The organism is Paenibacillus sp. SER-28 (genome assembly GCF_052906305.1).
In genome coordinates this window covers 231,666-256,933 of sequence record NZ_JBRECM010000006.1, presented here as the reverse complement: position 1 = coordinate 256,933, position 25,268 = coordinate 231,666, and the positions used below count along the sequence as shown (strand labels likewise).

Annotated in this window: 22 protein-coding genes; 6 read left to right on the top strand and 16 right to left on the bottom strand. The window is 45.7% G+C overall.

Going from position 1 to position 25,268, the window contains the following annotated elements; translation table 11 throughout:
* Positions 1 to 8 precede the first annotated feature (8 nt).
* Entirely contained in the window at positions 9 to 797 is a 789-nt protein-coding gene (locus ACUYLD_RS16715) for an isocitrate lyase/PEP mutase family protein (protein ID WP_254328773.1), read from the bottom strand.
* 266 nt (positions 798 to 1,063) lie between these two features.
* Between ACUYLD_RS16715 and ACUYLD_RS16710 the strand changes: the two genes are divergently transcribed.
* The gene (locus ACUYLD_RS16710; RefSeq protein ID WP_254350437.1) at positions 1,064 to 2,068 is read left to right on the top strand and encodes a chitosanase; all 1,005 of its coding nucleotides are present in this window, start codon (positions 1,064 to 1,066) and stop codon (positions 2,066 to 2,068) included.
* Positions 2,069 to 2,297: 229 nt separating this feature from the next.
* Here ACUYLD_RS16710 and ACUYLD_RS16705 read toward each other — a convergent pair whose 3' ends face one another.
* The 5 genes from ACUYLD_RS16705 to ACUYLD_RS16685 form a co-directional block, all read right to left on the bottom strand.
* Positions 2,298 to 2,669 carry a hypothetical protein gene (locus ACUYLD_RS16705; protein WP_061828782.1) on the bottom strand — a complete coding sequence of 124 codons (372 nt, stop codon included), beginning with the start codon at positions 2,667 to 2,669 and terminating at the stop codon, positions 2,298 to 2,300.
* Positions 2,670 to 3,322: 653 nt separating this feature from the next.
* The gene (locus ACUYLD_RS16700) at positions 3,323 to 4,495 is read right to left on the bottom strand and encodes an MFS transporter (protein WP_254350438.1); all 1,173 of its coding nucleotides are present in this window, start codon (positions 4,493 to 4,495) and stop codon (positions 3,323 to 3,325) included.
* A gap of 71 nt (positions 4,496 to 4,566) precedes the next feature.
* A complete protein-coding gene (locus ACUYLD_RS16695) occupies positions 4,567 to 4,845 on the bottom strand; it encodes an ArsR/SmtB family transcription factor (RefSeq protein ID WP_013311367.1) in 279 nt (92 codons plus the stop codon).
* A 222-nt stretch (positions 4,846 to 5,067) separates the two neighbouring features.
* Positions 5,068 to 5,805, bottom strand: coding sequence for an SDR family oxidoreductase (locus ACUYLD_RS16690; protein WP_165178611.1), 738 nt, complete (start codon positions 5,803 to 5,805; stop codon positions 5,068 to 5,070).
* A gap of 39 nt (positions 5,806 to 5,844) precedes the next feature.
* Positions 5,845 to 6,123 carry an Atu4866 domain-containing protein gene (locus tag ACUYLD_RS16685; RefSeq protein ID WP_250266409.1) on the bottom strand — a complete coding sequence of 93 codons (279 nt, stop codon included), beginning with the start codon at positions 6,121 to 6,123 and terminating at the stop codon, positions 5,845 to 5,847.
* Positions 6,124 to 6,320: 197 nt separating this feature from the next.
* On the opposite strand from ACUYLD_RS16685, the gene ACUYLD_RS16680 reads away from it, so the two are divergent.
* Positions 6,321 to 7,250 (top strand): AraC family transcriptional regulator N-terminal domain-containing protein, encoded by a 930-nt coding sequence (locus ACUYLD_RS16680; RefSeq protein WP_446675565.1) that lies wholly within the window; start codon positions 6,321 to 6,323, stop codon positions 7,248 to 7,250.
* Positions 7,251 to 7,410: 160 nt separating this feature from the next.
* Here the strand turns inward: ACUYLD_RS16680 and ACUYLD_RS16675 are convergent, their stop codons facing one another.
* Both ACUYLD_RS16675 and ACUYLD_RS16670 read right to left on the bottom strand, forming a co-directional pair.
* Entirely contained in the window at positions 7,411 to 8,061 is a 651-nt protein-coding gene (locus ACUYLD_RS16675; RefSeq protein WP_446675554.1) for a hypothetical protein, read from the bottom strand.
* A gap of 65 nt (positions 8,062 to 8,126) precedes the next feature.
* Positions 8,127 to 9,164 (bottom strand): LacI family DNA-binding transcriptional regulator, encoded by a 1,038-nt coding sequence (locus tag ACUYLD_RS16670; RefSeq protein ID WP_023989739.1) that lies wholly within the window; start codon positions 9,162 to 9,164, stop codon positions 8,127 to 8,129.
* Between the two features lie 340 nt (positions 9,165 to 9,504).
* Between ACUYLD_RS16670 and ACUYLD_RS16665 the strand changes: the two genes are divergently transcribed.
* The gene (locus tag ACUYLD_RS16665) at positions 9,505 to 10,557 is read left to right on the top strand and encodes a 2,3-butanediol dehydrogenase (protein WP_028542246.1); all 1,053 of its coding nucleotides are present in this window, start codon (positions 9,505 to 9,507) and stop codon (positions 10,555 to 10,557) included.
* A gap of 120 nt (positions 10,558 to 10,677) precedes the next feature.
* Here the strand turns inward: ACUYLD_RS16665 and ACUYLD_RS16660 are convergent, their stop codons facing one another.
* Positions 10,678 to 12,672, bottom strand: coding sequence for an ABC transporter substrate-binding protein (locus ACUYLD_RS16660; RefSeq protein WP_446675553.1), 1,995 nt, complete (start codon positions 12,670 to 12,672; stop codon positions 10,678 to 10,680).
* Positions 12,673 to 12,852: 180 nt separating this feature from the next.
* On the opposite strand from ACUYLD_RS16660, the gene ACUYLD_RS16655 reads away from it, so the two are divergent.
* From ACUYLD_RS16655 to ACUYLD_RS16645, 3 genes are all read left to right on the top strand, one after another.
* On the top strand, positions 12,853 to 14,118 hold the full coding sequence (locus tag ACUYLD_RS16655) for a VWA domain-containing protein (protein WP_446675552.1): 1,266 nt from the start codon (positions 12,853 to 12,855) through the stop codon (positions 14,116 to 14,118).
* A 269-nt stretch (positions 14,119 to 14,387) separates the two neighbouring features.
* A complete protein-coding gene (locus tag ACUYLD_RS16650) occupies positions 14,388 to 15,731 on the top strand; it encodes an amino acid permease (RefSeq protein WP_446675551.1) in 1,344 nt (447 codons plus the stop codon).
* A gap of 7 nt (positions 15,732 to 15,738) precedes the next feature.
* Positions 15,739 to 16,893: a VanZ family protein gene (locus ACUYLD_RS16645; RefSeq protein ID WP_446675550.1), complete on the top strand. Its 1,155-nt coding sequence runs from the start codon at positions 15,739 to 15,741 to the stop codon at positions 16,891 to 16,893.
* Positions 16,894 to 17,029: 136 nt separating this feature from the next.
* Here the strand turns inward: ACUYLD_RS16645 and ACUYLD_RS16640 are convergent, their stop codons facing one another.
* The 7 genes from ACUYLD_RS16640 to ACUYLD_RS16610 form a co-directional block, all read right to left on the bottom strand.
* Positions 17,030 to 17,683: a nitroreductase family protein gene (locus tag ACUYLD_RS16640; RefSeq protein ID WP_023989745.1), complete on the bottom strand. Its 654-nt coding sequence runs from the start codon at positions 17,681 to 17,683 to the stop codon at positions 17,030 to 17,032.
* 51 nt (positions 17,684 to 17,734) lie between these two features.
* On the bottom strand, positions 17,735 to 18,127 hold the full coding sequence (locus ACUYLD_RS16635) for a MarR family winged helix-turn-helix transcriptional regulator (RefSeq protein ID WP_025718154.1): 393 nt from the start codon (positions 18,125 to 18,127) through the stop codon (positions 17,735 to 17,737).
* Positions 18,128 to 18,405: 278 nt separating this feature from the next.
* A complete protein-coding gene (gene gdhA / locus ACUYLD_RS16630; RefSeq protein ID WP_069290121.1) occupies positions 18,406 to 19,782 on the bottom strand; it encodes an NADP-specific glutamate dehydrogenase in 1,377 nt (458 codons plus the stop codon).
* Positions 19,783 to 20,162: 380 nt separating this feature from the next.
* Positions 20,163 to 21,554 carry a threonine synthase gene (thrC, locus tag ACUYLD_RS16625; RefSeq protein WP_446675549.1) on the bottom strand — a complete coding sequence of 464 codons (1,392 nt, stop codon included), beginning with the start codon at positions 21,552 to 21,554 and terminating at the stop codon, positions 20,163 to 20,165.
* 215 nt (positions 21,555 to 21,769) lie between these two features.
* Complete coding sequence (locus ACUYLD_RS16620; RefSeq protein WP_446675548.1) at positions 21,770 to 23,113, bottom strand: TldD/PmbA family protein; 1,344 nt, start codon at positions 23,111 to 23,113, stop codon at positions 21,770 to 21,772.
* 3 nt (positions 23,114 to 23,116) lie between these two features.
* Positions 23,117 to 24,511, bottom strand: coding sequence for a TldD/PmbA family protein (locus ACUYLD_RS16615; RefSeq protein WP_446675547.1), 1,395 nt, complete (start codon positions 24,509 to 24,511; stop codon positions 23,117 to 23,119).
* A 441-nt stretch (positions 24,512 to 24,952) separates the two neighbouring features.
* Positions 24,953 to 25,258, bottom strand: a complete 306-nt coding sequence (locus tag ACUYLD_RS16610) for a hypothetical protein (protein WP_446675546.1) — start codon at positions 25,256 to 25,258, stop codon at positions 24,953 to 24,955.
* Positions 25,259 to 25,268: the final 10 nt, after the last annotated feature.

Here is a 25,268-nt window from a genome sequence, read left to right as displayed (position 1 = left end):
ATATTCATCTAGCTCAAGGATTTTGCAAAATCCTCATATAAATGTGATGTATCTTGAAGCTCTATCAACTGTTCGGCATTCTTTTGCAAAGCAACTATTATCTTATCAGAAAATGCATTTCCAAAGCTAAACCGTTTAACACCTAACTGCTGAAGCTGGTGGACATTCGTCAGACCCGGCAGGGATAAAACATTAAGCGGAGCATGTATATGAAACACAACTTCCCTGATCTCTTCATCACTCTTTAATCCTGGAACAAAAATTCCGCTCGCACCACTATCCACATACGCTTTGGCCCGCTCTATGGTCTCTGAAAGTGGGGCATCCATCTGCAAATATGTATCCGTTCTTGCGTTTATAAAAAACTTTTGAAACCCACGCGCATCCAATGCTGTTCTTATTTTGGACAACAGGTTGCTGTGTAGGCCCACTTCTCGAAGCCCCTTTTGCGTTTTCAAAGAATCCTCAATATTAATCCCTGCAACTCCCACATCGGCTACCCTTAAAACATGCTCAACAATCGTTGCTGTATCCTCCCCATATCCTGATTCAATATCTGCCGACACTGGAATTTGAACATGCTCAGCAATCGTCCGAATAACGCTTACATGCTGGTCAAAATCAATAAGCTCTCCATCTGAGAATCCAAGCGTATTGGCAATTCCCCAACTCGTCGTACCTATCGCCTTAAAGCCTGCCTTCTCCAGAGCCACCGCAGATAGCATATCCCAGGCGTTCCCTAAAAATAAAAGTTCCTCTGATGTGTGAAGTGCATGAAACTGATGAATTTTGTTCATAAATGTAGCCTCCTGATATGTGATGTATCTCATTTTATCAAGAGACTATCTTTGTTTCGTCCTCATTCTTGCACTTATGGTCTGTAGGAATCTGGGAACAACTAGGTCCATTTATTCACATATAAATCATAATTTTTGAAAAAAACGGTTATTTAAGCTCTATTCAATCCTATGCTTCTTATCTATACTCTTGCTAAATCAATTCGAGTTAGATGCAAATCTACGCTTTTAGGCTTTCACAATTACATTATTATAGGAGGAGTTATATGTATAAAACAAAGTTTCTTATGATCTTGCTAAGCTTTACTGTAATCGCTTCTTTCTCTAGCTTGTCCGGCCCTTCACCTAGCAAGGCTTTTGCTGAAGAGCATGGAACTCCGGTGCAGAAAACGATCGATTTAAATGAGGGCTTCGACAATTCAAATGAAGCTAGTACAGAGCCATTATCCCTTACCAGCGAAGAAGCTACTAGCCAAGCAACGGTTACAGCTATTGATCATGATGCTAATTTCTCACCTTCAACACTTCAGTTTCTGAAGGCTAATACAGGACTCGACGGTGAGCAATGGGATAATATTATGAAGCTAGTGAACAAACCAGAGCAAGATTCTTTGAAATGGACTGAATTCTATGGCTATGCTGAAGATATCGGCGATAATCGTGGATACACAATCGGTATCTTTGGAGCAACAACAGGCGGTTCAAATGATACAGGACCCGATGGCCCGGACTTATTCAAAGCTTTTGATGCTGCTAGTGGAGCCAGTAACCCTTCCATTGCAGGTGGATTAACACGTGCTGGTCTGAAGGGGAAAATGAGTGGTTCAATTCTAAAACTCAGCGATAGCGATAGTGTAATCAAGAAGAAGATCAACGCTCTCCAAAACAATGAAGCTTGGAGAGAAGCCATGTGGCGTACGTTCTATGACACCTATATCGAATATAGTGTACAGCAAGCACAGAAACGCGGATTTAATACTGCTCTGACGATTGGATCATTTGTCGACACAGCACTCAATCAAGGCGCTACTGGTGATTCAGGTAGTCTTGAAGGAATCCTCTCACGCTCAGGCAGTAGTACGAATGAGAAGAAGTTCATGACTAGCTTCTATGCTAAGCGTACATTGGTTGTCGATACCAATGATTATAACCAACCTCCCAATGGTAAGAATCGTGTGAAACAATGGAGCTCTCTCTTAGCTTCTGGCGAAACAGATCTTAAGAACGCAGATGCAGCTGTGATCAAAGCAACTAATTGGGAACTGAAGTAAATATAATATACGTCATTAGGAGGGCATATCGTATGTCCTCCTTTATCTATTTTTCATGAACATTGGGTTGGCGATGACTGCTTACAACATCCCATTCTCCCATACAGTTCCTCTCATCATTCGAGTATGTAGGTCGCGTGTACAAATAGAGAGACTGTCCCAGAAGCCCGAAAGTTGCAAGCTCCTGAAACAGTCTTGTAAAATGGTTTATGAAGTCGAAATAAGGCCGTTAGATGATTCGATAGCCAGATGGCAGTCTACCGCTACTGCGGATATTACGGATTTGCTGCAACGTCAAACGTTGATTGGTAGAGATAATAGATTCCACATCATTCCCGCGAATCAGATCATCCAGGTCGGCGATGTTGCGATTGCCTCTAAACACACGGAAGTTACCTCTAAACCGCGTGCCAGTAAAGAGTACAAGTGTAGCATTGCTGCTGGTAGAAAAGAAACGCAGACTTTCGATGCCGTCGAGAATGTTATCGGTATTACGAATGCCTAGGTTTCCTCTGAATACTCTCCTGGAACCCCGAAAATTTTCTTCGTTGTAGACTGTAAGACGTGGATACGTTTGAGATACATATGCTTTGTTGTCCATGTTGTAATTCCTCCTTTCAACTTTATCTTATGCTTCACCATCCGATTGGCGCGGGCCTCGCAGCATCCATCTAAAAATGGTTATATGATTGAATAGAGCAGACGCAGACTTGAAAAAGGAACATACGTTCTGTATAATCTAGCTTAGCAATTTGGAAAATCTTGAACTAACGGAGATGCGGACATGGACGATAAATTTATTGAGGAACTACGTGAAATTAGCAGAAACGACAAGCGAAGATCCGAATTTCTTATTAAGGGTATGAAGGAAACACTTCAGGAAAGAAAAGAAAAAAACTTTATCGAAAGATGGATTTGGCGACAAAAAAATAAGAAGCTTATAGCGCGGAAGTTTAAATCCTAGTAGATATAACAACTGGATCTTCATAGCATTTTACTTTTCATAGCACTTTACAAGTGCTTAGGTCATAGCTCATTTCTGTCCTAAATATAAAAAGCCCTCGGGCGTTGAGGGAATGATCCGACAATCCATCACAGAGGATGTACAATTAGTTGCCCAGTTTCTAGCTGGTTTTTCAGAAGAGGCTTTAGGTAGTTCTATGCCCGTATCCATGGCTAATATTGCTCATTCAAATCAAACAAGGCCCGCAATGTTATCCATCGCTGGGCCTCCTCTTCACTTATCTATGCACTTTACTCCGTAACACCCAATCCTGTGTGAACTGAGGATCTTCGTGAAAGTAAATATACAGCTACAATGGCGATGACGACACCGGCTGCTCCAAACCAAGTGATGGAAGCCAGCGAAACCTGACCAACAACTACACCGCCGATTCCGGCTCCGGCTGCCATAGCAAGCTGCATCGTAGACTGATTGAGACTCAGCATCACACCGGAAGATTCAGGCACAAGTGTGACCAGATTATATTGTTGAGTAGGTCCAGTTGTCCAGGCTGCGAACGACCAAAGGATCAATAAAGCAAATACTGCGATCAGGGAATGAGCGGCAAAAGGAAGTAAGAGTAAGGAAATACCGTGCAGCACCATGCCCCCGAATAATGTAAAGGAAATACCCTTTTTATCTGCGCTGTATCCACCGATTTTCGACCCGATCAGACTGGCGATTCCGAAGGCAAGTAATACTGAACTTAGCATATTATCCCCTACCCCTGATACATTCAGCAAGTACGGTGAAATGTAAGTATACGCGAGGGAATAACCCCCTCCCCAAAAGAAGGTAATAGCTAATCCCAAAGCGACTTCAGGCTTTTTCAGAAGAGCAAACTGTTGTAGTAAGGGGATCGGTTGATCTCCTTTCAAGCGAGGAAGCGTCATAACGATAACGATCAAGGCAATAATCCCTGTCAACGCAATGCCGAGAAATACGGTTTTCCAGCCATACGCAGAAGATATCATTCTTCCAAGTGGCACCCCGATAATCAGCGAGGCTGTAAAACCCATAGTGACTGTAGCAATAGAACTGGCCTGTTTGCCGGCTGGGGCAATTTTTGCTGCAATGCTCAGAGCTGTAACCACAACCATCCCCGCTCCGAGGGCCATAAGAATACGTGCAGCAATAAACATTCCAAAGCCCGGCAGTGCAAAGGACAGAACATTAGCAACTGCAAATAATCCAAGGGAACTCAAGAGCAGTTTGCGTCTGTCCCATTTAGCGGTTACTGCCATCAGGATCGGCGTTCCAATCGCATAAGCCAGAGAATAAACGGTAATCAACTGACCTGCAGCCGCCACTGTAATTCCCATCGTCGCCGAAATCTGATCCAAAATACCTGCGATGATATATTGAGATGTGCCTACCAAAAAACTGACAATGGCCAAAATATACACTTTCCACGTACTCTGCATTTTTAAATAACGCCTCTTTTCTTTTGATATTTTTATATTTTTACAAATATCGAAATTAAGACTAAAAAAATTTATGTTATTAGGAACGGGGCATATTTCTGCGCTGCTTCCACATCCAAGCTGTAATAAATAAACGTCCCCTCTTTACGGTATGTGAGCAGCCCCGACTCTGCCATTTGCTTCAGATGGTGCGATAGTGTTGAAATAGCTACACTGTTCAGCTTCTCGCCCAGCACAGAGCAGCATTGGTCACTTTCCTCTTTTAGCAGAAGTGCTATTTTGAGACGAGTGGGTTCTCCAAGTGCTTTATATATTTTTACAGCTTGCTGCATCTCTGTTGTATCTTTCACCCTGTTCGGCTCCCTTCTGTTCCAGTCTTAATTTCGATGTTTGTCGAAATAAAGTTATCACAAACATTTGTAAAAGTAAACCCGTTTATTATAAAGGTACAGCTTTTTTACACTCTGAGGTGTGAATGATGGTCTTTCTCATCCGATGAATAATCCCCCATCCATAAAGGATGGAGGGAAAACTGATCTGAGTAGAGAGGGAGAATCATGGATGCCATGGCGTTAATTCGGGCTTGCCGTGGGTCTGACAATAATTTCATTAACATCTACATCCGCTGGCTGCTCCATGGCATACAGAATGGAACGGGCTATGGCATCAGGCGAAATCGAAATACGACGGTACTCTTTCATTCCTTGCCGGGCCTCTTCATCTGAAATACTGTCAGCAAGCTCAGATTCGGTTACTCCTGGCGATACCAGCGTCACACGAATATCTCCCCCCACCTCCATACGCAACCCTTCAGAAATTGCCCGAACCGCATACTTCGTTGCGCAATACACCGCTGCAGTTGGGGTTACACTATACGCGCCAATAGAGGCGATATTAATAAACTGACCAAATCCTTGCTTTTTCATAATCGGAAGCCCTGCCGCAATCCCATGCAGAACGCCCCGTATATTTACATCAATCATGCGATCCCATTCCTCTACCTTCAGAGCTTCTAATTTTGAAAGAGGCATCACTCCCGCATTGTTCAAAATTACATCCACACGCCCAAATGTTTTTTCCGCGTACTTAATGAACGCTTCCATCTGGTCCCTCTTAGTCACATCCAGTTGCTGATAATCAGCCGATCCACCTTTAGAACGAATCTCGGATGTCAGAGCCTCTAGTCGCTCTGTGCGTCTGGCCCCTAATATTACATGAGCCCCATGGTGAGCAAGTAAACGGGCAGTAGCCTCACCGATCCCACTGCTTGCCCCCGTAATAGCTACGACTTTCCCTTTAATATCCAACATACTTATTCCTCCTTTAGTTTAAAAACGGACTGAAACAGATTACTTTTTTACTTCCCTGTAAAAAACCATCCCTGCATGATACAAAACACCATTTTTGAATACACCATCTGCCGTAAATCCGGTGTCGTCCACATATTCGATATAGTCATCTTCTATGATATAGCTGCCTGTATAGGCACTTTGTCTCTGACCCCGTGCTTCATCATAACGGCCATAAGGCAAGAGTTCTTGACGGATATTTCCGTCTTCAGTTACCCACATCCCTATATAGGGATGCTGCGAAGCGTGTACACTTTTTTCCGCTTTGTTACTCTCCATGACTCCCACTCCTTTGTCCTTCTATTTTTTTCAATTGCTCATTAGGTGTTGTATCTGCATCTTATTATGAGAGGAATGTCCATCAGCCCGGTAGAAGAATCAGAGCAAATTATTGCCTAATCCTCCAAAGACCCTTAATATGTAATAAACTACTGGAAATGAAAACGGGCTGCTTTGCAAAGAAGGGATGTGTCATGATGGGGGCAACCAAAATAGAGGGTTCTACCATGGAAAAACAAGCCGAGTTGGCAAGGCTCATAGAACGATTTTCAAATCAGGACGGAGTTCTCACTACAGCCATACCTTCGCTTCACTTCGTCCGAAGTTCAAATACAACCGTTCCGATACATCAAGTCCATGAACCTGCCTTATGTATTGTGGCACAAGGCAGAAAAGTCGTGATGCTCGCAGAGGAAAGTTACCATTACGGCACATCCGACTACCTTGTTGTGTCGGTGGATTTGCCGATCTCGGGGCAGGTTATCCAAGCGTCAGCAGAAGCTCCTTATTTGTGCCTTCGGCTCAATTTTAATCCACATCAGGTTTTGGACCTGATCAAAGAATCTGCTTTTCCCACAAGCCCAATGCCTGATTCCAGACGAGGCTTGTATGTAAGCCAAACCAACTCTCTACTGCTGGATGCCGTGATAAGGCTAGTGCATCTTTTGGAAAACCCGCAGGATGTTCCGGTGCTGGCTCCATTAGTCATTCGTGAGATACTGTATAGGATTTTACAGGGTAATCAGGGGGAATCTTTAAAACAACTGGTCATGACCGGCAGCCATTCCAACCGGATTGCAGAAGTCATAAAGCGGATTAAGCAGGATTATGATAAGCCGTTGCGTATTGAGGAATTGTCCAAATTAGCGAATATGAGTCCTTCGTCACTACATCGACATTTTAAAGAGGTTACGGCTATGAGCCCAATGCAATATCAAAAACAATTACGTCTACAAGAGTCCCGCCGCCTGTTGTTATCCGAATCAGCGGATGCGGCAGATGTCGGTTTTCAGGTAGGTTACGAGAGCCCCTCACAATTCAGCCGCGAATACGCCCGCTTGTTCGGCCTGCCTCCAATTAGTGATATTAAACGCTTGCGCTCGCATCAGGATCACCCGACCATTTGAACCCGTTGTTAGATGAACATCTGAAACTACTGGTCTTACTAACGCTTATCCCAATCATACATGGTAGGATGTAAAAAGACAGCACAAAACAGCCGCTCCTCCGGTTGAGACGCGGCTGTTCAATATATTCCTCTATCATGTGGTCATCGCTATTTGAGCATCAATACGGATTATCGAGCTTGACGAACAAGGCTCGAATGACATCCTTCTCTGCCGAAGTTAGCTTTTGTCCTGCCTGCCATTGTTGAATCTCTTTCTTGACTTCCTTGGGTTCTCTATAGCTGAGAGCATACCCGATGCTTCCTATACCTTGTGTGCGGTTGGTTTTGTCCATATTTGCCAATGCTCGAGTCATCGCAGTTCTATCTCTTGTAAACAAATCTCCCATAAGACCAGCATAGCTTTCGCTTAAAGCTCCATCCAATCCGTCAGAAGCCTGGATCACATTTGCAAAGCTTTCCGATGGAATAAAAGCACGCTGCCTATATAGATATTCGATAATTTCCAGGCTTTGATGTTCATTGATTTTGTTCATCTTTCCCCATTGGATTCCTGCTAAATGGTCCGTCATATGACGGACTTTTGCTTCATCACTGAGGGATGAATCCTTATAAAAGGACAGCACTAGCTCCTCTTTACTTTGCTGGGTATGCTGCGTATTGACTGCAGTTTGCTTGGAATCCCCATTGTTTGCCCCGGACGGCGCCGCAGTTTCAGCATCCTGTCCCACTGGATGGGGAGTGCACCCTATGGTTACAGCCAGCAATAGTGCAGTACAAGCTACAGATACAAGCCCATTACCTTTTAACATGAATCCACTCTCCTGTCTGAACAAACAATGGACGTTATAATTGCCCAAAATCCACTCATACCCTACTACTCGTCACGTCCCACCGTAGGCTTACGGATCACGGAGACGCTAGATTCCCTCACGATCAGACGAGGCTCGAATTGCACACGCTCATAATCCCCAGGTGTCTGTTCCTGAATCCGCTTGAGCAGCAGCTCCGCAGCCAACCGTGCCACCTCTTCCCCCATGATGGAAACTGAGCTGATCTGAGGGGTCGTTACCATAGCCCACAAATTGTTATCAATACCGACTACAGCAACCTCATCTGGCACCTTTACACCCAAATCCTTAAATCGATTGACGATCCCTATCGCCACCATATCATTAACCGCATAAATAGCATCTGGCATATGTTTCAGGCTGTAAAAATAATCAGCTGCACGCAGCCCTGTCTCAAAGGAGAAATCATCGCCAAAATAAACGAGTGAAGGGTCCACATGCTGGAGAGACTGCTCATAAGCGAAGTATCTCTCCTCGATTTTGTCCTTCGCAGCGCCTGCATAGGCGATTCTTGTTCTGCCGATTTTAAGTAAATGCTCCATCACGAGTCTTCCCTCTTGTCGGGCCAGACTGACAATATCCGCTTTGACATCTTCGCCCAGCTTCTTGCCATAGTTAATAATGGACACGGGAACGCTGGCTTTGTTAATCAGATCTACCAACATTTTGGGATACGCCAGCGGCATAATGATGAGCCCGTCGACATGCAGCTTCTTGACCTCACGAACTGTTTCAAGCTCCATTCTGGCATTCCCAGCGGTATTGATTTGCACGACCCGGTAACCATGCTGCTTGGCGGCTTGCTCTACGGACCAAGCGATCTCTGGAATAATCGCGTTACGAATGTCTGGCACGGCCAGTGCGATTTGTCGTGTCTGACGAACTTTCAAGCTCTGAGCCGAGGTGTTGGGCGTAAACCCCATCTCTTCAATCACTTGCAAAATCAAGGCTTTCGTTCTCGGGCTGATGCCCTCACTATCGTTAATAGCTCTGGAGACAGTCGCAATACCGACTCCTGCCCGCTTAGCTACATCCTCTATGGTTACTTTCTTTTGATCTGTCACGCCCAAAATCCTTTCAAGAACGGAATCGTTTTCTGACTTTCTAAAATAAAGTCTTAATGTTGATATTATACCACAGAATGAGTGTCTAAAAATTGAAGTCGTTTTCTTCTTGTCTTTGCCTCACCTAAAAAATTCGCAAAATCTCTTTGTATGAAAGTAAGGAGCCAAATATAGCACTGTAGTCACAAGTGATTATATTCACAAAAAAATCAAGTGCTTTTTGCATTAAATTGGTTTGACAATGTGTAAAAATTGTGACATATTATTTTTCGGAAACGTTTCCTAATTCATTCACTTTTATAGAGGCAATGATCATATATTCTTCAAGGAGATGACAAACATGCAAGCATTGAGATGGCATGGAGTAAAAGACTTACGATTGGAAAATATTGAGCAGCCCGCTGCTCTGGCAGGAAAAGTAAAAATTAAGGTAGAATGGTGTGGCATTTGCGGAAGTGATCTTCACGAATATGTAGCAGGACCGATCTTCATTCCCCAAGATGCTCAGCATCCATTGACTGGCGAAAAAGCGCCGATCGTAATGGGACATGAATTCTCTGGACAAGTTGTCGAAATCGGCGAAGGTGTAACCAAGATTCAAGTTGGCGACCGTGTAGTTGTAGAACCGGTGTTTGCATGTGGAGAATGTGATGCATGTAAACAAGGCAAATATAATCTTTGCGATAAAATGGGCTTCCTCGGTCTGGCAGGCGGCGGTGGTGGATTTTCTGAATATGTCGCAGCTGACGAGCACATGGTTCACAAAATTCCAGAAAGCGTATCTTTCGAGCAAGGCGCATTAGTAGAGCCTTCGGCCGTTGCTTTGTATGCTGTTCGTCAAAGCCAACTGAAAGTCGGCGACAAAGCTGTAGTATTTGGCGCTGGCCCTATCGGATTGCTGGTTATTGAAGCGTTGAAAGCTTCGGGCGCATCTGAGATTTATGCAGTAGAGCTTTCCGAGGAGCGTAAAGCTAAAGCTGAAGAGCTGGGTGCTATCGTGATTGATCCTAAAACTTATGATGTGGTGGAAGAACTGCACAAACGGACCAACGGCGGTGTAGATGTAGCCTATGAAGTCACTGGAGTACCTCCTGTGCTGACTCAAGCTATTGAATCTACTAAAATTAGCGGACAAATCATGATCGTCAGCATTTTTGAAAAAGAAGCTCCGATCAAGCCTAACAATATCGTTATGAAGGAACGCAATCTGACTGGTATTATCGGCTACCGTGATGTATTCCCAGCTGTTATCAGCCTGATGGAAAAAGGTTATTTCCCTGCCGACAAGCTGGTTACCAAACGTATTAAACTCGAAGAAGTGATTGAGCAAGGTTTTGAAGGTCTCCTGAAAGAAAAAAATCAGGTTAAAATCCTGGTATCTCCGCAAGCCTAATATCGAAAACAAACCAGATGTCTGCTCTATGCAGACATCTTATCTTTTTATAAAAAAACGCTCTCCTTCCTGCGACATACTGTCGTCAAGAGGAGTAGCGTTTTTTGATTACCATTTGGATTACTGAGTTACATTTTTCAGAACATCGTCAATCATTTGACTGTTTGCAATTGTACCTGTATACAACCAGCTGGAATCCTTACCAAAATCGTATACATGGCCTTCTTTAACGGCTGGAATTCCCGCCCATACAGGATCTTTTACAATATCTTCTTTACTTACGTTTTTGCTGTTCACGATAAAGATATAATCCGCATCCAGCTCGGCCAGCTTCTCAAGCGATAAATTACTCCAGTTCGCCTTAGCCGTTTTGGAAATCTCCTGTACAACTTGTGGAATCTTGAATCCCAAATCCTTATACAATACATCACCGCTGGATAGATTCTGGTTTACAACATACACATTTTTATCCGTTACCCACAATGCCGCCGCAGTTTTTTGTCCTACCGTCTGACTCAGCTTGGCTTTAGCCTCTGCTGCTTTTTTGTCGTAGTTGCTCAATGCCTGCTTCGCTTCACTGCTCTTATTCAGCACCTCACCCACGGTCAGCAGCTCTTGACGCCAATCATTGTTCATATTAGTGCCTACCACGTAGGTTGGAGCAATCTTAGAGTATTGATTATATTTGTCGCCTTCCACCATGCTCGCACTGTCCATAATGATTAAATCAGGCTTGAAGTTCAGAACCGCCTCAAACGGAAGATCTGAAGCAATGGTAGGAACGTCCTTCAGTTCTTTTTGCAGGTAACCTTGAACTGAATTTTTCCCTACCGACCATTGGGCTACAGGTTTAACCCCCAGCGCAACCAGATGATCCTCCAGATAAGAAGCGATCACACGCTGAGGCTGAGCCGGAATTTTCACCTCATGCCCAAGTGCATCCTTCAGCACCCTTTCCTGTGATGTTGGTTCCGCTGATGTATTATTGGTCCCTTGCGAAGCGCCATCGGTTGCCGTAGGACTGGATGTGCCTGAGCACGCGCTGAGCAGCAGGGTAAAACTAAGCAATAAAATAAATGCCATGGAATGCTTTGCGTTTCTATTCATTCGTAGAATCCCTTCATCATGATTTTGATAATGATTATTATCCTCAATAACAGTATGCAGGGCGCCACTTATCGAATCAATGGAACATTCAGACATGCTTAATGGATTATCCAGACTGGTATCTCTCACAAAAGCAGATGAATATAGGCTGTCCCGGTAATGAACCGGGGATACACCCGTATATTTTTTGAATGCGCGGCTAAAGAAGTAGACATCTGGGTACCCCACACTGACAGCGATATCCTGCAAAGTCGCATCCGTCTTCCGCAAAAGCTCCTTCGCCTTGTCCATACGCAGTTGAATCAAGTACATAATCGGGCTACAATCCGTTTGTTTTTTAAATAACCGGGTCAAATGTCTCGGACTGCATTCCAACAATCCGGCCAAACGTTCCAGCGTTACGGACTCCGCATAATGATCCTGCATAAATCGAATAGCCTGTGTCACGATATCCCGCGCAGAAGTTCGAGCCTTCGGTTCCTGCAATTGCCGTATACATTCATATGCAAAATCATAGAACCGACCCTGAGCCTGAATCTTGGATAGCGTCTCTTGATCCTGCCATGCTTCATCCAGTAGTTGCAGCTTTTGATACAGTATAACCGGATAAGGCGGTGCAAAACCATGAACTATCGAAGGATGATTATACACCGTATGTCCAGATAGAGAAGTCGCTTTATATAGTACAAGGATATATTCAATCCCGCATTGCGAGGGTTTCATATTCAGTTCAAAGCCTTTGCTGCCATGCAGTATGTATCCTGAATGTGGCGTATCCTTCCAATCACCATCCAAACGCACGCTACCCTGCAATACAAATACAAAAGCCTGCGCTGGAAGACGATACGGTTGAAGCAACTCTTCCGGCTCCAGTCGAATATGCCGGACATCCATGACACGGATCGACGAATGGAGCCATAGGGACAGCAGGTTGTTTAACTCATCAGCTTCATGTCCCTTGCTCATCCCGATATAGGAACCTGCCTGCTTTTGCCGATCCTGCTTCACGTATCAAAGCCTCCGCTTCATAAATATCATACTTTTTTTCCAAACCAACCTTATTATATATCATCTTTTACTGCGTCTACCATGAGACAAATATTCCTGCACGAAACAAGGTGAATATACCATTTCCATGGTACAATTTGTATAAATACAAGATTTAAAATACATAGGGGGTTTGACAGCATGAGCGGTTCCAACATTGCATTGAGTACAGGAGCTAATGCACCATTCGGTAAGGAAGATACAGTGCGGGTCACCATTACATGGAAACATGCACCTGCCGAACTGGATGTTAGCTGTTTTATGGTAGGAGCAGACGGAAAGGTTTCCTCAGATGACTATTTCGTTTTTTACAATCAACCCGCTGACCCGCACGGCCATGTACGATTACAGCGTCCAAATGACAGAACCACTGAGTTTACTGTAGCGCTCCAGGAACTGGAACGAACCGGGGTGGAAAAATGTGTGTTTGCGGCCACAGTGGACGGCCCAGGTACTTTTGCCGATGTGGTCGGCTGCTCAGTTACTGCTCAAGGCAAGCAATCCCATATCACCTACAGCATCACCGAAGCCACCAGTGAGACATCGCTTGTGCTGGCAGAGGTGTATCGTCATACTTCTGGCTTTAAGCTTCGCGCAGTTGGACGTGGTTTCAACGGAGGACTAAAGCCGCTTGCCGAGGCTCACGGTGTCACCGTAGAGGAAACGGAATCGCCAGCAGCACCGTCAGCGGATAAAGCTGACATGAAAGAAACTTCTCCTGTGAGTGGAAGAATCAATCTGCACAAGCAGAATGTACAATATTCACTAAAAAAGAAACACATAGACTGTGAAAAGGCACGGGTAGCGGTTGTATTCGATGCTTCTGTTTCTATGTTCAAATTGTACACGGGTGGGACGGTGCAAAAAGCCTGCGAACGTGTGTTGGCTGTAGCCGCCTGTATGGATGACAATGGTGAAATGGATGTATGGTTTTTTGCAGACAAAGCCAAGCGTGCTCCAAGCGTCACAGAGAGGAATTTCGAGAATTACATTCATATGAATTATGCTGAGCCTAGTGAAGATAGTGAGCTAGGGTGGGGAAATAACGAACCAGAAGTCATGAAGGATATCATACTAAAATATACAAAAGAAGATCCCAACGATATAATCCCGACCTACATTATCTTTTTCAGTGATGGAGGTATTTATGAACAGAAAAAAATAGAACAACTGCTGATTAAAAGCTCAAGCGCCCCAATTTTCTGGCAATTTGTAGGTCTTGGTCAAGCCGATTACGGAATCCTTCGAAAGTTGGATAAGATGCGCGGCCGCGTAGTGGATAATGCAGATTTCTTTGCCTTGGATGACTTCGACTCGGTGACGGACAGCGAATTATACGACCGTCTGCTGAATGAGTTTCCTGGTTGGCTCAAGCAAGTGCGGGCTAAAGGAATATTGCGGAGCTAATCCTTCACCGCAATGCGATACTCCTACATGATCACTTAAATATCCGCCGAGCAGAGCAATAAAGGCAGAATGACCGCAGATAGAGCAATCATCAGCGCCAGCATTCTGCCTCTGTTTTCTTCAGTTTGTCCTCTATCGATTTCAATCTCCCTACCAGATCCTATTTCTTTCATTTCCTAATTGGATATTTTCATGTAGTATAAGTCTAATTGAAGTAACCCTGTTTGGGCTATGCTGAAGCTATACACTATATGAAGGAGGATTTCATATTGAAATCAAATGAAGCAACTTTGCACAAAAAGCTGCTCCCACGGCATATTACCTTTATGGCTATGGGTGGAGTTATCGGAACGGGAATTTTTAAAGGAAGTACCGAAACGATTAGCTTGGCGGGACCTGGAGTTATTTTATCCTATGTCTTCGCAGGACTCCTGCTCTTGGTCGTTATGGGAGCAATTGCCGAGATGGCTACCGTCTACCCCAACATGAATATGAAGGATTTTATTCGCAAAGCTTTTGGAGAACGACTGTCCTTTATTATCGGCTGGTTGTATTGCTTCATGTGGCTGGCCGTCTGTATCATTGAGGTCATTGCTGCGGGAAGCTTCCTGCAATATTGGTTGCCAGATGTTCCTCTATGGGTACTCAGTTTAGTGAGTGCGGCTTTCATTATTGTCGTCAACATGCTGAGTGTCGGCGGTTTTGGGGAGCTAGAATTTTGGCTTGCGGGTATTAAGATTGCCATGATTATTATCTTCATCGCCTTGGGTGGCTGTATACTGTTCGGGATTATTCCCACTGAAACTCCACCTTATTTAAGCAACTACGAGCAGCACGGCGGATTTCTACCCAATGGCTGGTTGGCTATCTTTTCAGCGCTGCTGGTCGTTACCTTTTCATACGGCGGGTCCGAGCTGATTGGACTGACGTTGACGGAGACAGAAAATCCGGAAAAGGTACTGCCTAGAGTGGTTAAAAGCTTTATTCTTCGCGTTGTTTTGTTCTATACGTTGCCCATTCTCATCATTTGTGGCTTGATTCCCTGGAACCAACTGGATGCGAATACCAGCCCGTTTGTACAGGTATTGTCTTCTGTAGGGCTTCAAGGCTCGGCTCATGTCATGAACTTTATTCTGATCACTGCTGTACTGTCTGCCGCCAATTCGGGGATTTACGGGGCTACACGTATGCTACATTCGCTGGCTATCAATGGAGAAGGTCCCAAATCACTCGCCCGCTTATCTTCAAACGGGGTTCCGGTAAATAGTCTCAAATTGTGCGCTGTAGTCCTGATTGTCGGTTCCATGGTTGCTTATATCGCTCAGGACGGACTGTTCCGTATTTTGATGGCTGTACCTGGCTTTGTCGTGCTGCTCGTCTGGAGCTGCATTTGTCTGTCCCAATTGAAATTGCGCAAATCTTATCCAGTGGAGCCTACTTTCAAGATATGGGGATTCCCTTATGTAACGGCGGTTACAGTAGGATGCCTATGGGTAATTGCGTTCCTATTCTTGCTTGACCCGCAAAATCGCATTAGCATTAGCGTGTGCGTGGCTTTCATGGCATTTCTGATCATCTGGTCTTTGGTGAAGTTCCGGAGAAAGCAGGCGTAAGCAGCACATGATTCAATCGTACCTATTTCCTGTTTCGTATGCCTTTCTTGCGTTTCCTTTTGCTGCGTTATTGTTTACACTGCCTTTTCTAATCGTGCAATATCGCAGGCATGGCTATATTCACAAGGCTAGAGCATGGCTGCTTTACTTGATGCTTTTATACTTGATGAACGCCTTCTTTCTGGTCATACTCCCGCTTCCGGCATCGCGTCATAATGCTGCATTAGCCGGGGGAGCGTTGCAATTGATGCCCTTGCAGTTCGTTCAAGACATTATAAGAGAAACATCCGTCTCACCCGCCCATCCCTCCAGCTATGTTCATTTGCTGAAGGAGCGCGCTTTTCTGCAAGTCGTTTTTAACGTTGTGATGACCGTGCCTTTCGGTATGTTCTTACGTTATTATTTCCGTGCACGATGGGGATGGTGTCTGACTCTGTCCTTTATCCTCTCCCTCTTCTTTGAGGTGACGCAGTTGACAGGACTGTATGGATTTTTTGACCATGCGTATCGCGTGTTCGATGTGGACGATCTATTGGCTAATACCTTGGGCGGTATGCTAGGCTTTCTATTAGGCGAATGGTTTTCACGCTTCCTGCCCCGCTTGGAACATCTGGACAAGCATGTGGACATGGCAACGAAGCGAGTGTCCTATACCCGACGGGGCGTAGCCTTTTTCGTGGATTCTATCATATGGATCGGGCTACTCGGCATCATGGAGTCTCTGCATGTGCCTGCTGCCTTCTGGGTTTCCAGTGGAGTCTACTTTATGGGGGTCCCTTACCTGACGAATGGACGAACTCCTGGGAAATGGCTGGTGCGTATTCATCTTACAGGGACGGGACAACGGATTTCCCTGTGGGGGCTCATCAAGCGTTACAGTCTCTTGTATTGGTTGTATTTTGGACTTAATTACGTACTGGGTGGACCCGTGCTGTGGTCTCAAGTCTCTCCATGGGTAAGTGTTCTGATCAGCCTTTTGTTGTTGGTGATGAATGGATGGTTCTTTTTCCATCTGGTCATACGTCTATTCAAGAAAGCCCCGTTATTTTATGAGGAGCTTAGCCATACTTCGCACCAAATTATATGGCCCAAGCATTATCATCACCTTCAGAATGACACCGCTGATTCGGCAGAGACGCCGGGAGAAAATACCGTGACATGATAACCGAAAGACTGACAACGTGATAAGCACCCGCGATCTACGTTGCATCCAAGCAAATAAAAAACAGGCGAAGCAAAGGAATTTCCTTTGTCCGCCTGTTTTTTTTATGTTGTGTATAGATGTTAGTTCGTTTTGCTTATTTCCACTGTGCAATTTGATCAATAGGCAATCGTGTGGACGGATGACCATCGTTGATACCTTTACCCATGGAAATGAGCATAACAGGGACATAACGATCTTTTTCCAGACCAAAGGCTTCAGCAATTTGATCCTTTTCAAAACCGCCAATAGCGTTGGTGTCGTAGCCATGAGCGCGTGCTACCAGCATAAGCTGCATGGATACCAAGCCACCATCGATCAGGACCGTTTCTTTGTTCACAACTGGATCAAGCGCTGCAAAATGGGCTGCTACTTTTTCCTGTTGCATTTCTTTAATGTCTTTTGGCATATAGCCCAGTTCTACAGCTTCTCCGAAAATTTGTTCGAAATTATCAAAGTTGTTCAAATCTCCAAACACAGCGATCACTGCCGAAGATGTTTCTACTTGACGTTGGTTGAAACGGGCCAATGGTGCCAGTGTAGCTTTACCTTCAGGGCTGTCAATGACAAGGAAACGCCAAGGTTGCAGGTTAATGGAAGATGGTGCGCGTGTAGCTTCCGTCAAAATCTCGGTCATTTCCTCGCGGCTGATCTTCACGGACGGATCGTATACTTTTACAGAACGACGTCCCAGGGCGATTTCTTTAAAATCATTCGTTTTTACAGTACTGGATGTATTCGTATTATTCATTCCAATCTCTCCTTGTCCCTCTGTGGGTATAGTAATGTTAAAAAAATGTTGTCAGTCCATATCAGATATGTGACTATTCATCACTTGCAGCATATCAGCTAGTTGGTGCCGTTGGGTCTCGTCGAAGCTCTGTAGTAGCTGAGCTACAAACTGCGAGCGCTCCTGCTTAAAGATGACAATGCGTGCACGCCCATAATCGGTCAGGCTTACCAAGGTAACCCTGTTGTCCTCTGGCTTCGTGCGTCGTGTGACCATAGCTGTCGCTTCCAGTTGTTTCAAATGGCGCGTTACGGCTGCAGCGTCAATGCCAACCTCTTTTTGCAGCAGAGTTTGACTAATCTCCTCCACTTGATACAACTTGCACAATAGCTGCAATCTGGATGCGCTGACTCCTGCACAACGCTCAAACTTGGAGCTAATCTGCTTGTTCAGCAACAACAGCATGTCAAAAATATACTCAGGCTCGGATGGTGTCTGGGTGATATCAATCTCTCCTCCCTTAAGCATATCGCTGGGCTTGATGATCCGACCTTTGATCCATCAATTATTGATCTATCAAGTAATATACATCCTCTTTAAAAATAAATCAAGTCCCTGAGAAAAATAAAGTGCTCTTTGCAAATAAAAGCTGAGCGACTCACACAGAGCCACTCAGCTTTTGTTTCATTAGCTTACTTATTCAATCATCATGTAATAGCGATAAGGGTTGGTATACCGTTGTGCTAAACAATCCCGTGGGACAGCATTGCGTCGGCCACGCGCACAAATCCTGCGATATTGGCCCCGACAACCAGATTGCCCGGTACGCCGTATTCCTCAGCCGCCTTCACGCTGTTAGCATAGATATTTTTCATAATATCATGCAGCTTGGCATCCACTTCCTCAAAGGTCCATGACAGACGCATGCTGTTCTGCGACATTTCAAGCGCCGAGACCGCTACTCCGCCTGCATTGGCTGCCTTGGCTGGCCCGAACAGAACTCCATTGCCCAAAAACACTTCAATGGCCTGTAGCGAGGATGGCATATTGGCACCTTCGCCTACAGCTTTTACACCATTGCTTACCAGCAACTGGGCTGCTTGCTCGTCAATTTCATTCTGTGTGGCGCATGGCAGTGCGATGTCGCATGGGATCGACCAGATCCCCGAACAGCCTTCTGTATAGATTGCGCCTGGACGCTCTTGAGTATACTCGCTAATCCGCAGACGGTTCACTTCTTTCAACTGCTTTACCAGCTTCAGATCGATACCGTCTGGATCATAGATGTAGCCATTCGAGTCACTACATGCCACGACTGTAGCACCGAGCTGCTGTGCTTTTTCAATCGCATAAATAGATACGTTCCCCGAGCCGGACACGACGACGCGTTTTCCTTCAAAGGACGATCCCTGAGCCTGCAACATCTCGTTTACAAAATATACACAACCGTAGCCAGTCGCTTCTGTACGTGTGAGACTGCCTCCGTAATGAATCCCTTTACCCGTCAGGACGCCACCTTCATGTCCTCCGCGAATCCGCTTGTACTGCCCGAACATGTATCCGATCTCACGTCCGCCTACACCAATATCCCCTGCCGGAACGTCGGCATCTGGACCAATATATTTATTCAACTCAGTCATGAAGCTTTGTGTAAAACGCATGACTTCGTTATCTGATTTCCCTTTGGGATCAAAATCCGAGCCGCCTTTACCTCCACCGATGGGAAGACCCGTCAATGCATTTTTGAAAACTTGCTCAAAACCCAAAAATTTGACGATTCCCAGATATACAGACGGATGGAAGCGAAGTCCACCTTTATAAGGCCCTATCGCACTGTTAAACTGTACGCGGAAGCCGCGGTTGACCTGTACCACCCCTGCATCATCCACCCAAGGTACACGGAAGGTAATGACTCGCTCCGGCTCCACTAGCCGTTCCAGAAGCCCCTGCTGCATATACTTAGGATGCTTAGCCAATACCGGAATTAGCGAATCCAATATTTCCTTGACGGCCTGATGGAATTCATTCTCATGAGGATTGCGCGCGATAACCTTCTCAAAAACGGACTGCACATATTCGGCTGCTGCTTGTTGACTCTGCTCTGGACGGATCATGGTCATTATTTAATACACCCCTTTTATAATTAGCCCCTCTGTTAAATGACGGAACGACGTTATTCTGCACCTTCGAGAGTGGAACTTTATGTATTCATAAAATTTAGTTAACTATACATGATTTTTTATAATAATACATCTAATTCGCCTATAAAAAATTTTTGTATCCTTCATCAAATAACTCTATGAACCTCTCATTGCCTGTTAGTTTATTAAAGATAAATCCCTTGATTCACGGGCTTTTTTCACGATTTCTAAGACCCTAACACCTTACTCCACATGGCATTATAATGTGAACAAATTGAAACTAAAACATACAGCACATCTGGAAAATATGGAAATAAAAAAGAGGCTGCGCGCAGGGCGTAGCCTCCTTTCCCATTCTTTTACACATAAAAGGCTTCAAGCTGACGCACAATTTCTGCCTCGTCATGCTCTACCACCTGTTGATGCTGCGATTTCGAGAATAATTGTTCAATTTGCGTCGGGAACTCCTGCTTGATGTCCACCAGACGAATAGCTTCATCAAATTTGGCCGGATGTGCTGTCGCAAAGGTCACACATACTTCGTCCGCGCCATTATACGCCTCATACGCGGCAATACCGCAAGCCGTATGCGGGTCGAGCAAATAATCGTACTCGGCTTTGTATTTTTTGATCAGCTCCAGACACTGCTCATTCGAAGCACCGAGCGCTTCAAAATCCTGCTGTACCCGTTTCAAATCCTCTGTACTGATCACAATCCGTCCCTCGGTCTTGAGGTTATTCATGTATTCAGATACCTTGGCTGTATTCTCACCGAGGAAGTAATACAGGTATCTTTCGAAATTGCTCGCCACCTGAATATCCATCGAAGGACTGTATGTGCTTTTAAAGTCGCCTGGCTTGTATTCGCCTGTCTTCACAAAGCGCTCCAAAATATTATTTTCATTGGTGGCAATAATCAGCTTATGGATCGGCAAGCCCATTTTCTTCGCAAGAAAGCCAGAAAAGATATTGCCAAAGTTGCCGGATGGCACACTGATATTAATCTTTTTCGTACCGGCAGACTCCTGCGCCCGGAAATAAGCATAGAAGTAATATACGGTTTGCGCCAAAATACGCACAAAGTTAATCGAGTTAATCGCCCGCAAATGATGTTTAGCTTTGAAATCCAGATCGGCAAACAGGTCCTTAATGACCTTTTGACAATCGTCAAAGTTCCCTTTTACGGACAGATTCAATACATTTTCATCGTCAACTGTCGTCATTTGCAGCTCTTGTACCTTGCTCACCTTTTGGTGTGGGTGCAAAATACAGATTTTAATGCCTTCCTTGCCACGCACGCCCTGAATCGCTGCTGCCCCGGTATCGCCCGAGGTTGCACCCAAAATGTGAATGATCTCATTCTGCTTTTTGGACACGTAGGAATAAAACTCACCCATAAATTGCAGCGCCACATCCTTGAACGCGAACGTAGGCCCGTGGAACAGCTCCAAAATAGACAGGGAATCGTTGATCTTCTTCACTGGCGTAACTTCCGGGTGACGGAAGCTCGCGTAACTGCGCTCCACCAGCTGCTCCAAATCTTCACGAGGAATCTCATCATTGATATACAGCGCAAAAACTTCCAGCAGCAGCTCTCTGTAGCTCAATGTAGCCCATTGCTCTAACGTAGCTGCCGACACGGTCGGAATCTGCTCCGGTACCATCAGACCTCCATCGTCAGCTAACCCCATGAGCACGGTATCAATAAATCCCTTGGCTTCTACGCGACCTCTAGTGCTAATATATCTCATATACATCCCCCAATAAAAATTCAATTCGAACCTTTTTTCGAATATATTATTGTCTATAATACCCTGTCGCGGTGCTGTAACCAAGCCTTTTTTTCATATTTCAAAGACTTTCTCCTACTTTACCATACCCTGATGCATCCGGCATCTGTCATCAGTAGACAATTGGAACGTCAGAAACAGGCCGTGAGTCTGAAAAAAGAAGGCTGCTCCAGTCATTAGGAACCTGAAATCGAGAGTGCAGCTAGCTTGAGCGAAGGCGATGTGCAGCTTCCCGTAAAACGCAAATCGTTGCCCACTTCCTCTACCTGCTGCAACACATCAAAGAAGTTGCCCGATACGGTGATCTGATTGACTGCTCTGACCACTTGCCCCTGCTCAATCCAGTATCCCAGACAAGCCAGCGAAAAATTACCGGACGCCGTATTCGTACCTGCATGCAGCCCTTGCAGCTCTACGATCATCAACCCGCGATCCGTCTTGCGAATCATGTCCTCCAACGTAGACGTGCCTGGTTCCACATACAGATTATGATACGACACACCAATTTTACCGTTATAGCTGCCCTTGGAAGCATTAGAGGTACTTTCCACCCCAGCCTTGCGGGCTGTCTTGCGGTTATGGAAATACGTCCGTAGTTCCCCGTCCTTGATGATCTCATTACGATGGGTTGCGCAGCCTTCGGCATCAAACGTACTGCCTGCCGGAACGTTCTCCATCAGCGGATCATCAATCAGCGTAATATGCTCACTTGCCACCTTTTGCCCCAGTTTCCCAGCCAATCGCGAAAAGCCTTTATCCACCGACTCCGCTGAAAATACCGACGTATACGCAGCCAGCAATTGCGCTGCTGCATCATGACGGAAAATGACTGGATAGTTATCCGATTGGATCGTGTGCGCACCCAGCTTGGAAACAGCCTCTTTTACGGCTTTATGCGCCACATCCACAATATCGATTTCCTCCACGCTCCGCAGGGAATAATCATGCCAGCCCCCGGTAACGGTCTCGTCATGGTCTGCTGCAATCACATACACATAAGCGCTTGCCAGACTTTTGCGACGATGGCAGTGCAATCCTTTTGTATTTACTATCAGAACCTCATTTTCACGAATGCTGACCGAGCAATGCCGAGCCATCACAATCCGTGGATCTGCGGCAAGCGCTGTACGCTCCATTTCTAACGCTGCTTCGATCAGAATCTCAGGAGCCGTGTCAGCCAACGCTGCGGCATAGGCAGGCTGCTCAGGGTAGCTCTCAGAGCCTGCGAACAGCTCATCCTGTTCCTCACTCTCCAATATGTCCGCATTGCTGCGTGCCTCTTCCAATAAAAAGTCGATCACGTCCGGTTCCAGCTTCTCTGTAGAGGCATAGCCCATTTTCCCGTTAATGACACCCCGGAAGGAAAGCCCACCGTTTTCGACGATGGTATATTGGTCAATTTCTCCCTTCAGCACCTTTACCGAGGTAGAACGTCCATTTACATAGTAGATTTCCATATCCGCGTAGCCGATTTCCCGACCTTTTGTGAACAACGCTTCCTGAAATTGCTGAATATTCATCGCCTATTCCCCCTTCCGTCCGCCGACGGTCATCTCGGACACACGAATTGTCGGCTGTCCGCAGTTGACCGGAAGACTTCCGCTGACCGAACCGCACATCCCCTGACCATGATCCAGATTGTTGCCGACCATATCAATATTTTGTAGGGTTTCAATCCCTTTGCCGATTAGCGTTGCGCCTTTGACCGGCTCGGCAATTTTTCCGTTGCGAATCATATACGCCTCTTCAACCGCAAAATTGAACTCGCTCGTCGAAGTATTCACCGAACCACCACCCAGCGATTTGGCATAGATCCCGTACTCCGTATTGGCAATGATCTCTTCACGGGTCGAATCCCCGTTCGCAATAAACGTATTATTCATACGGGATGCAGGCGCGAATTTATAGGACTGTCTACGTCCTGACCCTGTCGCAGGTACACCCATCTGGCGCGAGCCCATGTGGTCGATCAGATATCCTTTTAAAATTCCGTTCTCAATCAGTACGTTGCGCTGTGTCGGCGCTCCTTCATCATCAATATTGAGCGAGCCCCATGCGTTCGGAATCGTTCCATCATCTATAGCCGTGACAAGCGGCGAAGCTACCTGCTGCCCGATCTTATTGGCAAACACGGAGGTTCCATGGGCCACCGCCGTAGATTCCAGCCCGTGTCCACACGCCTCATGAAAAAGAACGCCGCCGAAGCCGTTCTCAATTACGACCGGCAGTCTGCCACTAGGAGCATATCCCGCTTTGACCATCGTGGTCGCAATACGAGCGGCGTGTCTCGCATTCTCTTCGATATTCAGGTTCTCCAGAAATTCAGTCCCTGCATATGCGCCCGGCCCGCGAAAGCCAGATTGTCTATGCTCCCCATCGGTCGCAATCGCGCTGATTCTCATGCGTGTATACGTACGGGTATCCTCCACCAGCAGCCCATTGCTATTGGCGATCAAGACGTTCTGGATCGAGTTGCTAATCCCAATGGAGGTTTGCGTAATGGAAGGATCGTATTGGCTTGCCGCCTCATGCCCCCGTCTCATCATGTCGATCTTGACGCGTTTCTGTGAACCGTCAGGAATGATCGTAATCGGATGTTGGTTAGGGATGGCATGGGGGTGGAGTGTAATGGTGTGTGTACCTGGTGCTCCACCTCCGCGAATGGCCTTGGCGGCCGATTTGGCCAGTCGGATCAGGCTCTGGTCGCTCATATCACTGGTGTAGGCATACACCGAAAAGTGCTCCTTCATGATCCGAATACCAATCCCAAAATCCCGGCCTGACAGCGCCGTATCCACGACGCCCCCGGTCATGCCCAGTTGTCCATTGGTACGGTCCTCGACGAACACCTCTGCAAAATCCCCGCCCGTCTCCAGCGCGGCTTGCAGCATATCCTGAATCTGTGTTGGATGTATCATCACGTTCCTCCTCGTTTTTGCCATGTTTCTTATTGTACGGTTAAACGTTCAAGATAATATGCGGGTTCATGTTTATTTCCCATAACTTTACTATACATGATGTTGGGAGTGGGTGTAACTATTTGGGTGACGGTGTTTGAAGGGGCGTGAAGATTTATGTGCGGGGACGGAGGGATTGAAATGAGAAAACCTGATCAGACCTCGAAAGGTCATGTCAGGTTAGCTTGAGTTGCTTGATTACTGGTTGGATTGAGCAAGTACGTGCATGTAAGGACGCTACATAGACGGATCATTCTTCCGATCGCTGTTGCCCCCATATTTTTTGGATTATATTTTAACGGTAAAAATCCGGTGACGGTTATTGCTTACGAAGCAGCTTTCCTACGGAAAGCTTTCAGCCGAACGCTCCGCTTCTTCAGAACGATTCCGTCTCCTCCGCTGCTATGCTTGGGTTTGCTTCATTTTGTTCGCCAAAATACTTTTTTTCAAACGAACTTTAAACAGTTTTCTTCGTAAATCTAGTTCCATAATATGAAGATGGTCTGCTGCTTCTTTGACGGTTTCCATGTGCAGTACACTTGCCTTTTGAGAAATAATAGCCAGCGCATCCCAAATGAGCTTTGTGCATGTTTTAAGTCTCTCTATGTGTTCGTCTTCTTGCTGCACCAAGTTCTCGTATTCTTCAGCAGTATTTTCAGATGAGTTTGTATGTTCCATGCTCTTTAGTATCTTAGGTTGGGTATCCAAGTTACCATCT

Excerpts from the sequence above, each read along its gene's own strand:
- gdhA (WP_069290121.1), bottom strand. The coding sequence starts at position 19,782 with ATGACCATGATCCGTCCAGAGCAGAGTCAACAAGCAGCAGCCGAATAT.
- ACUYLD_RS16645 (WP_446675550.1), top strand. The coding sequence starts at position 15,739 with ATGATTCAATCGTACCTATTTCCTGTTTCGTATGCCTTTCTTGCGTTT.
- ACUYLD_RS16640 (WP_023989745.1), bottom strand. The coding sequence starts at position 17,683 with ATGAATAATACGAATACATCCAGTACTGTAAAAACGAATGATTTTAAA.
- ACUYLD_RS16705 (WP_061828782.1), bottom strand. The coding sequence starts at position 2,669 with ATGGACAACAAAGCATATGTATCTCAAACGTATCCACGTCTTACAGTC.
- ACUYLD_RS16620 (WP_446675548.1), bottom strand. The coding sequence starts at position 23,113 with ATGAATATTCAGCAATTTCAGGAAGCGTTGTTCACAAAAGGTCGGGAA.
- ACUYLD_RS16665 (WP_028542246.1), top strand. The coding sequence starts at position 9,505 with ATGCAAGCATTGAGATGGCATGGAGTAAAAGACTTACGATTGGAAAAT.
- thrC (WP_446675549.1), bottom strand. The coding sequence starts at position 21,554 with ATGAGATATATTAGCACTAGAGGTCGCGTAGAAGCCAAGGGATTTATT.
- ACUYLD_RS16715 (WP_254328773.1), bottom strand. The coding sequence starts at position 797 with ATGAACAAAATTCATCAGTTTCATGCACTTCACACATCAGAGGAACTT.
- ACUYLD_RS16690 (WP_165178611.1), bottom strand. The coding sequence starts at position 5,805 with ATGTTGGATATTAAAGGGAAAGTCGTAGCTATTACGGGGGCAAGCAGT.
- ACUYLD_RS16680 (WP_446675565.1), top strand. The coding sequence starts at position 6,321 with ATGGGGGCAACCAAAATAGAGGGTTCTACCATGGAAAAACAAGCCGAG.
- ACUYLD_RS16655 (WP_446675552.1), top strand. The coding sequence starts at position 12,853 with ATGAGCGGTTCCAACATTGCATTGAGTACAGGAGCTAATGCACCATTC.
- ACUYLD_RS16615 (WP_446675547.1), bottom strand. The coding sequence starts at position 24,511 with ATGATACATCCAACACAGATTCAGGATATGCTGCAAGCCGCGCTGGAG.
- ACUYLD_RS16675 (WP_446675554.1), bottom strand. The coding sequence starts at position 8,061 with ATGTTAAAAGGTAATGGGCTTGTATCTGTAGCTTGTACTGCACTATTG.
- ACUYLD_RS16635 (WP_025718154.1), bottom strand. The coding sequence starts at position 18,127 with ATGCTGTTGTTGCTGAACAAGCAGATTAGCTCCAAGTTTGAGCGTTGT.
- ACUYLD_RS16710 (WP_254350437.1), top strand. The coding sequence starts at position 1,064 with ATGTATAAAACAAAGTTTCTTATGATCTTGCTAAGCTTTACTGTAATC.
- ACUYLD_RS16700 (WP_254350438.1), bottom strand. The coding sequence starts at position 4,495 with ATGCAGAGTACGTGGAAAGTGTATATTTTGGCCATTGTCAGTTTTTTG.
- ACUYLD_RS16685 (WP_250266409.1), bottom strand. The coding sequence starts at position 6,123 with ATGGAGAGTAACAAAGCGGAAAAAAGTGTACACGCTTCGCAGCATCCC.